The sequence below is a fragment of the Mesorhizobium sp. M8A.F.Ca.ET.021.01.1.1 genome, assembly GCF_003998025.1.
Taxonomy (GTDB): domain Bacteria; phylum Pseudomonadota; class Alphaproteobacteria; order Rhizobiales; family Rhizobiaceae; genus Mesorhizobium.
In genome coordinates this window covers 1-7935 of sequence record NZ_RZSJ01000261.1, presented here as the reverse complement: position 1 = coordinate 7935, position 7935 = coordinate 1, and the positions used below count along the sequence as shown (strand labels likewise).

The following is a 7935-nucleotide window of genomic DNA, read 5'->3' as shown; positions in this document are numbered from 1 at the left end:
GATCAGATCGGCATCAAACCGGGTCGAAGGTGAAGGCCGTAGCCGCGGTTTTGTCGGGCTGCGACCTAGCGACATCCTCGCCTCCAGCATCGGACGATACGACCTTTTCGCAGTCTCAGCGTCGGCACCTATCTGAGGTACCCATTGCTGAAATATCCCACGAAATCCGGACGTTGCGCGACAACCTTGCCATCGGCATCATGCAGGATACCCGCGGCGAGGAGGTAGGAGCCGATCGCTTCCATCTTGGCGGGATCCATGATGCCGATGGTGCCGTCTTGCCCGCGCAGATAGTGCCCGTCGATCAGTGCCTTCAGCGAAGTCTGGATCAACGCCGGATTGGTGAGGGCATCCTTGTTGGCGGCGATCAGCAGCGTCGCGGCTTCCTCTGGATGATCCACCGCGAACTGATAGCCGCGCCGCGTTGCCTGGATGAAGGACGACGCCAGTTGGGGATTTGACTGGAGAAACGCTTCGCTCGAAGAGATGAGCGTCGTGTGCTCGTCGGGAACGCCATAGTCGGCATAGACGAAGCTGCGTTGCTTGACGCCCTTGAGCTCGGCTTCGACGCCCTCCCAGGTCGACACTTCGAGGGTGAAGTCGACCGAACCGTTGGCGAGCGCCTCATAGGCGGAAGTGCCGAGCGTCACCGTCTCGAAATCGCCCTTGCCGCCATCATGCCGGATGATGGTCGAGATCAGTGCGTTTTCCCAGGCGCTGCCGAAACCGCCATAGGTCAGGCCATCCAGATCCTTCGGGCTCTTGATCTCGCTGCGCGCCGCATTGAACACCAGCCGACCAGTTTCGGACTGCACGACGGCATAGACGGCCTTCAAGTCGGCGCCGGCGGTCTTCTGGGTGAACAGGCTGATGGTGCCGTTGATGCCGAAATCGGCGACGCGGTTGGCGACAAGCGTGCCGGCGCCGGTGTCGCTGTAAGGCACGATATCGACCTCCAGACCGGCCTCGCGATAAAAACCCTTTTCGCGCGCGACGAACAGCCCGATGTGGTTGGTGTTGACCGTCCAGTCCAGCGCGACAGTGACTTTTTGCGTTGCCGCGAAGGAGCGGCTCGATCCGGTGGCCAGCGGTACGCTAGCGGCAAGGGTGAGCAGCAGAGCCTGCCTGCGCGTCAAGTCAGTCATGGTCATGTCCTTTGGTTGGCTGGAGGTTGAGCAGAATGTCGAGGATCTCGGCCTCGAGTGCCCCGGCCTGCCGTGTGGCGGCGCTGGTCGGATCGCGCGGGCGCGGCAGTGGCACCTGGATCTCGCGCACGACACGGGCAGGCCGGGCCGACAGCACATAGATGCGGTCTGACAGGAACACGGCTTCGCGCACGTCATGGGTGATCAGCAACGCCGTCCATCGATGGTGCCGCCACATCTGTTCGAGCCAGCGCTGCATGGCCGCGCGCGTCAGTGCATCGAGCGCGCCGAACGGCTCGTCGAGCAGCAACATGTCGCGTTCCTGCACGACAGTACGCAGCAGCGCCGCGCGCTGCCGCATGCCGCCTGAAAGCTGCGCCGGAAAATGCCGCTCGAAGCCGGCAAGCCCAAACTCGGCAAACAGCGGCGCGACACGCGTCCGCGCCGCCTTGCGGCCGAGGCCCTGCACCTCGAGCCCGAGCGTCGTGTTATCGAGGATGCGCCGCCACGGCATCAGCGCGTCCCGCTGCGGCATGAAGGCGAAATGCCTGCCATGATCGTCGAGCGGCGCGCCGTCGAAAAACATCTCACCCTCGCCATGCTCGGCGCCGGTCAGAAGCTGGAACAGCGTCGACTTGCCGGCACCCGAAGGCCCAAGGATCGAGACGAATTCGCCGGCATCCACGCGCAGCGAAATGTCGGCGAGCACTTCGAGCCCGCCAAAGGCCTTGCGCATATGCCGCAATTCGAGCCGGCTCATGCTTGCGGGCCTTTTCGGGCGGCTTGCCTGCCAGCGGCTCTTTCCCAAGGCATGGCAAGTCGTTGCAGCACCACCGTCAGCCCGAACAGGACGAGGGTAAGGGCGGCGCTGACGCCGACGGCGGCGAGCACCAGGTCGGGACGGAAATTGTTTTTGGCGTTGAGCATGTAGATGCCCAGCCCTTTGGCCGCGCCCGCATATTCGGCGAAGATGGCGCCGACGACGGCATAGGTGATGGAGATCCTGAGGCCAGCGAAGAAATAAGGCAGCGCCGAAGGCAACCGTGCCAGGATGAAGACCCGCCAGCGCCCTGCTCCCATGGCGCGCAGCATCTGCCCGATCTCGACCTCGGTAGCCTCGTAGCCCTGCACCAGGGCCACCAGCATCGGGAAGAAGGTGACCAGTGCCACCAGCATGATCTTGGGCGTCAGCCCGAAACCGAACCACAGCACCACCAATGGCGCGATGGCGACCAGCGGCAAGGTCTGGCTGACTATGAAGACAGGAAACAGCGCGCGCCGCAAAGGCTGGAAGAAGTCGACCAGCATCGACAGCGCGAAGGCGGCGCTGAGCGAGCAGGCAAAACCGATCAGCGTGGCGCGGATGGTGGGAATGGCGTTGTCGAGCAGCGCGTCACGATTGAGCATCGCCTGTTCGAAGACGCGCGAGGGTGCCGGCAGAACCGTCGGCTTGATGCCGGAATGGTTTGCGTAGAGTTCCCACGCCACGAGCACCAGGCCGATCGATATCACGGCCGGTGCCGCCTGGGCGAGGAAGCCCGCGAGTTGACGCGGGTTGAACGACGATGAAGCCACGAGAGGATGACCTTGACGGCGCGCGTCGGCGCGAACGGTTCAAACGGCAGTGGGACTGTTGGCCGAAACCGTGACGTCGAGGGTTACGTGGCCGGCGCCTGGTCCGAAGCGGCAGAAGGCTTCGTCGAGCGCCGAGAAGATCGCGCCGGCATCGCCGCGCAGCTTGGTGCAGAAATTCTTGGAGCGATCATAGACGCCAGACTGCTTCAGGAAATCGATGCAGCCATAGATCTCGTCCATATGGTCGTCCGTGCCCATCACATAGAGCGAGAACTGCGCCGCCGCTGGCTGCCCAGTGGCGGGCGCGCCGCGGACGGCGGAAATGGCGGCTTGCTTGCGCGGGCCGAGTGGCCCGGCAGGTCCGCCAAACGTGTCGGAGCGGCAGATCGGATCGTCCGGCTCACCTGGGCAACCACGCGAAATGGTCGCCGACAGCACGCAATGCTTACCGCTGCCAGACGCAGCCACGAAAAGGTCGCGCAGCGCCGGGAATAGCACCTCGGGGGGCCCGACCAGCAAGGTCGAGATGTCGTCGGTCTCGATCCTGAGCTTGTCGCGATACGAATCGAGCGCGCCAAGCGCGCCCAGGATGACGCCGACAAAATCGTCGGCCATGGGATATAGGGAAACCTGTGCGCCTGAAAACATCGCCCGCCTCGCTCCGCTGGTATTACCCAGATCAGCTTCTAGGGTCTGTGGGCTTGCCGCCCCCGTCTCAGCCCCGACCGTACGGAGCACCCCTGTGGATGGCGGCGTTAAAGCACCATTCGATCGGTTGGGGAAGCTGTTTTTTCAGCAAGCTGCGCCAAAGCATTGCGCCAGCGCAGGCACAACCGGGTGCCGGCGCCCGGGAATTTGGCTCGATCCGGGTGCAACCAACAGCCCGACCATCACGCCGGGCGACATGAATTCCAACGCGGACCAGAATTGCCCGACCAGCGCGCAGACGGATGCCAATGGCAGGGCGACCGCGCCGACCGTGGCCGACAAGAACTGCGGTAAGTAGTTTTCGCAGCAGGGAAAGCGCGGACGCAAGTTCCGCGCTTTCCATGCTCGTTGGTCTCACTATACGCCACGACCGGCTGGCGGTACCTCTGGCACCGATTCGCTGGCCACTTTGCCAAACACTCTTATTTCGGGGCACGGTTTTCCGGCTTTTGGCCGTGCGAATGCGGTGTGCATTTTCATCAGCCGTTTGAGCAGGCGGCCATAGGTGAGGTATCGAACTCGGCCATTGGCAAGATCGAACTCCACCCTCCCCCATCGCCTGACCGGACCTTTTCCAGTTGGCGGACCCAGTCGCGCGATCTGAAAGGCCAACCGAACTTCGCGGCCGGCAACGTCCAGATAGATACCGGGATTGCCGCCTAGGACGTGCCACAATCGGGCAACGTGCTCGATCGACATGTCGGATGAAATCGCCATGTGGTTCCGCTCAAGTCGCGCCCAGACGAAATCACCGGTTGGCTGCCGCGTCCCGGACACCAAATCCTTGCAATAGGCTGGCGCCACCTCGCGCACCAACGCGCGCATCGCGGTCGCCACGCTGTCGGCCACATCCCGCCGCGTTGCCCAGTGTGCTTCGCAGAACGGCACCTGTCCGAGGATGTCGCCGTCATCGAAATTGGCGGACATCTTGTGCAATGTCACGCCGCCATGGACGGCATGCTGGCCGTCCGCGACCAGGCGATGGAGAGGGTGCGGCCCCCGGTAGTTGGGCAGCAGCGCCGGATGAAAATTAAGCCCGCCCTTGGGAAAGAGGCCGAGCAGTTGTTGTGGGATCAAGGTCGGGAAAGCGTAGCAGATCAGTACATCCGCGGCGATGTCAGGCAATTGCCGGCCAAGCTCATCCCAGTCGTAAGGCCGGCCGAATTCGATCAACTTTACCGGCGTGTTGCCGAGATAGCGCCTGAGCAGAAGCTGGCGCCTCAGCCGGCGTCGAAAATTGCCAATGCTGAAGCCTCTGGATGGGCGCTGAAAGCCAGGCACGATGATCGCGCCAATACGGTTTCCCGCCTCGATCCAGCCGGAAAGCAGAGGCCCGGTGTAAGCAGAAACATCCAGGATGAAAACTGCATTGAGCTGCCGGGCGCCGGCCACAGGCTCGAAAGAAATCATCTTTTCAAATCCGGCGGGGCAAGACATCGCCCGGCAATCCGAGCACCGTCACGGACCCGTCCGGTCAGGACCAAAAGGCCGGCCGAGCCGTCAGCCTGGTTTGGGAGAAAGCGGTCCTGCCGCGGCGACACTTGAGAGCCTTTCCCGCTTCACCAACACAGGTTTTTCGTAGAGTTTCCTCATGCTCCCCCTGAAATCAATCAACCCGCGCAGTTGGTCAGCAGTGCCGCGGACTGTCAACCGCCGGGCGGGGCTGACAGCCGCTATTGATATGGCCTCGCGGCAATCGGCGGGCGCTTAAACCCACTGCCGCAAAGACTGATCCGCGAGCCTTATGAAACGGCCTTTTCACGAACCGGCAGTTTCCAACCTGGCCTGACGAAATGGCAGGTGTAGCCGTTCGGATACTTCTCCAGATAATCCTGGTGCTCGGGCTCGGCCTCCCAGAACACTCCGGCTGGAGCGAGCTCGGTGACAACCTTGCCGGGCCACAGGCCAGAGGCATCGACATCGGCGATGGTGTCCTCCGCCACACGCTTCTGCTCCTCACTAGTGTAGTAGATTGCCGAGCGATAGCTCATGCCGACATCGTTGCCCTGGCGGTTGCGCGTCGTCGGATCGTGGATCTGGAAGAAGAATTCCAGAAGCTGGCGGAAGCTGATTTTCGCCGGATCGAAGCTGATCTCGATGGCTTCGGCATGCGTGCCATGATTGCGATAGGTGGCATTCGGCACGTCGCCGCCGCTGTAGCCGACACGCGTGGCGAGGACGCCCGGCATGCGCCGGATCAGATCCTGCATGCCCCAGAAACAGCCGCCGGCAAGCACTGCACGTTCGCTCGAAGTCGCCATGTAACGTCTCCTCAAAAGGCAATTCCGGGAAACCTGTAGCGGCGTTCCCCGGGGAATTGCGCGACAACAAATTTGGATAGTCCCATAAATGGGCATTGTCGCCTGCTTCGTCCAGTCGGACGAGCGGCCATTCGGCTATACCGGTGAAATTCGCCCCCTAAGGAACTGGGGGCACCTCAGTTGCGCGGATGCCGTGTCCGGCTACTGGCGGCGACCGGCAGATATCGGATACCAGGTGGAATGGCCGCAAAACTGATCGCCACAGGCGGTGCCTCGCGCGACCAGTTGAAAAGAACGGTCTTGACCGGAATGTTGTCCAACCATGCCCGCAGCCGCGACGGCACTTGACGACCCGGCCAAACCATCAGCATGCCATGGTCGCGCAACCGCTGCCTCGTGATCCAGGGTGCGAACCGCATATCGAGATCGGTGAAGATCGACGGCTTGTCATAGGCGTTGAGGCCCGCCAGCATGGCAAGATTGGTGTCGCCACCGACGATGTCGAGCCGGCCCGGCACCGCCGCGTGCCAGATTGCCTCGGCCTCGTCCGAGATCGGCCGCGCCGGCCAGCAGACGGCGTCCATCCGCCCGCGCACATTGCAATCCGTCCAGCGGATGGCCGCATAGGCCCCCGACATGGCCACGATGCAGATGAAGGCGCAGATCGCCAACCTTCGCATCTCGGGGGCACCGAGCCGGTGACCGAGAAAGGCGAGCGCGACGACGCCGACGAGATTGTACATCGGCGCGCCCCAGGCCTCGCCGGTGCCGGTGAACAAAGAGGCGACCATGATCAGCGTCGCCGGCCCAAGTCCCATCCAGGTGAGATAGACCAGCTTACCGCGCTCGACGGGGTCCTGCGGAGCCGACGTGCGCCGCAGCAGCCCTGATATCGCCAGCACCAGGAGGAAGCCGGAAAACCCGGCTAGCTGGACACCGATATAGTAGAGGCGCGCACGGTGCTCGGTTACCCAGGCATCGCGGCCGGCGAAATAGGTCAACGGCAGGAAATCGATGCGGTAGAGTGCGATGGCCAACGGCGCGGCGACCGCGAGACAAACGGCCAGGCCAAGCCACGGCCAGGGCGTCGCCAGCCGACTGCGCGCGCGCGCGTCGGACAGCAGCCAGAGAGCGCCGAAGGCAAGCAGCAGGCCGGTGGAAAACTTGGCATAAAGCCCGACGCCCGACACCAGTCCGAGCGCCAGCCACCAGCCTGGCCCGCCACCGCGGCCGGCGCGCCACAGCAGCCAGCAGACCGCGGCCCAGAACGGCATCTGCGCATAGTCGTGATTGAATTGCGGCGTCGGCCAGCCGAAGAAATAGACCGATGGCATCAAAAGCACGGCGGCCAGCGCGCGGCGTTGTCCGAGCATGTCGCGGGCCAGCAGATAGACCAGGACGAACGTGGCCGAGATCGTCAGTTGGGCCAGCAGATATTGCGGCCAGCGGAACGATCCGGTCAGGAGATGGCTGGCCTCGAGCAGCCAGCCGGGGAGCTGCGGGTGCTTGTAGGTCAAAAGCACCCATTCGCGGCCCCACATGAAGCCTTCCACGACATCGCCGGGCGGTGCGGGATCGATGAGTGTTGGCACCACGGTCCAGCACAGCGTCTGCACCAGACACAAAAGTGCCAGCAAACCCCAGGGGTGCCGAAGCAGGGCGGACCAGAACGACGACGAGTCCAGCGCCACGGCAGGCAGCCCTGCCGGCACCCAACGATCGATGGAGTCGTCAATTCCCGCCATGCGCGGCTTAAACCACATTGCCCGGTTTGCCGAACAGCCCCAACGTCAAAGCTTACAAAAAAGTATACTTGCAGGTCATTGCAAGACCAAGATTGAGCGGGAACTTCGGCGTCCCGTTGCCCTTACCGGGCTGAACAGCCCGCACACCTGACCCCACTAGAAAATCCCGGATATTCGATGCGTCACCCGCATGCCGTCATCCACCACCGCGCGCTCGACTTCTGGCTGGCGCGCGCGGCGGTCCTCGTCATCATCTGCCTGCAGCTTCTGGTCATCAACGATCTTTCATTCGGTCCCCGCTGGCTGGCGCCGGCGCTGGAGGCCGCCCTGCTCGCGCCGCTGTCCGTGGCCACCGCCTGGACGCAGGCCGCCACCCAGAAAGCGGTCGAGGAGGAGCACTGGTATCTGGTCGGACGGTTTCGCGTCATGATCCGCCGGACGGCCCTGGTGATGACCGGCGTCGTCAGCGTCATGAATTGCGGTTCGCTGGTGCTCCTGGTG

Annotated in this window: 8 protein-coding genes, 1 pseudogene and 1 riboswitch; of the genes and pseudogenes, 2 read left to right on the top strand and 7 right to left on the bottom strand. The window is 63.3% G+C overall.

The features are described 5' to 3' along the window. Positions 1-128: 128 nt before the first annotated feature. From EOA36_RS19965 to EOA36_RS19950, 4 genes are all read right to left on the bottom strand, one after another. A complete protein-coding gene (locus EOA36_RS19965) occupies positions 129-1145 on the bottom strand; it encodes an ABC transporter substrate-binding protein (protein ID WP_127279092.1) in 1017 nt (338 codons plus the stop codon). Further along, positions 1138-1905 carry an ABC transporter ATP-binding protein gene (locus EOA36_RS19960; protein ID WP_127279091.1) on the bottom strand — a complete coding sequence of 256 codons (768 nt, stop codon included), beginning with the start codon at positions 1903-1905 and terminating at the stop codon, positions 1138-1140. The genes EOA36_RS19965 and EOA36_RS19960 overlap by 8 nt, the downstream gene beginning before the upstream one ends. Then, complete coding sequence (locus EOA36_RS19955; RefSeq protein ID WP_167531515.1) at positions 1902-2720, bottom strand: ABC transporter permease; 819 nt, start codon at positions 2718-2720, stop codon at positions 1902-1904. The genes EOA36_RS19960 and EOA36_RS19955 overlap by 4 nt, the downstream gene beginning before the upstream one ends. A 39-nt stretch (positions 2721-2759) precedes the next feature. Next, complete coding sequence (locus EOA36_RS19950) at positions 2760-3368, bottom strand: YkoF family thiamine/hydroxymethylpyrimidine-binding protein (protein ID WP_127279090.1); 609 nt, start codon at positions 3366-3368, stop codon at positions 2760-2762. Beyond that, positions 3359-3472: riboswitch (TPP riboswitch) on the bottom strand. Its footprint overlaps the gene before it by 10 nt. Between EOA36_RS19950 and EOA36_RS19945 the strand changes: the two genes are divergently transcribed. Next, entirely contained in the window at positions 3463-3726 is a 264-nt protein-coding gene (locus EOA36_RS19945; RefSeq protein WP_127279089.1) for a hypothetical protein, read from the top strand. (Overlaps the previous riboswitch by 10 nt.) Positions 3727-3785: 59 nt before the next feature. On the opposite strand, the gene EOA36_RS19940 is transcribed toward EOA36_RS19945, so the two are convergent. From EOA36_RS19940 to EOA36_RS19925, 3 genes are all read right to left on the bottom strand, one after another. Further along, positions 3786-4601, bottom strand: a complete 816-nt coding sequence (locus tag EOA36_RS19940) for a formyltransferase family protein (RefSeq protein WP_189523064.1) — start codon at positions 4599-4601, stop codon at positions 3786-3788. 569 nt (positions 4602-5170) lie between these two features. After that, complete coding sequence (msrA, locus tag EOA36_RS19930; protein WP_127279086.1) at positions 5171-5689, bottom strand: peptide-methionine (S)-S-oxide reductase MsrA; 519 nt, start codon at positions 5687-5689, stop codon at positions 5171-5173. Between the two features lie 176 nt (positions 5690-5865). Continuing rightward, a complete protein-coding gene (locus EOA36_RS19925; RefSeq protein WP_245464413.1) occupies positions 5866-7434 on the bottom strand; it encodes a glycosyltransferase family 39 protein in 1569 nt (522 codons plus the stop codon). A gap of 177 nt (positions 7435-7611) precedes the next feature. Between EOA36_RS19925 and EOA36_RS19920 the strand changes: the two are divergent. Then, a pseudogene (locus EOA36_RS19920) lies at positions 7612-7935 on the top strand (hypothetical protein); the annotation flags it as partial.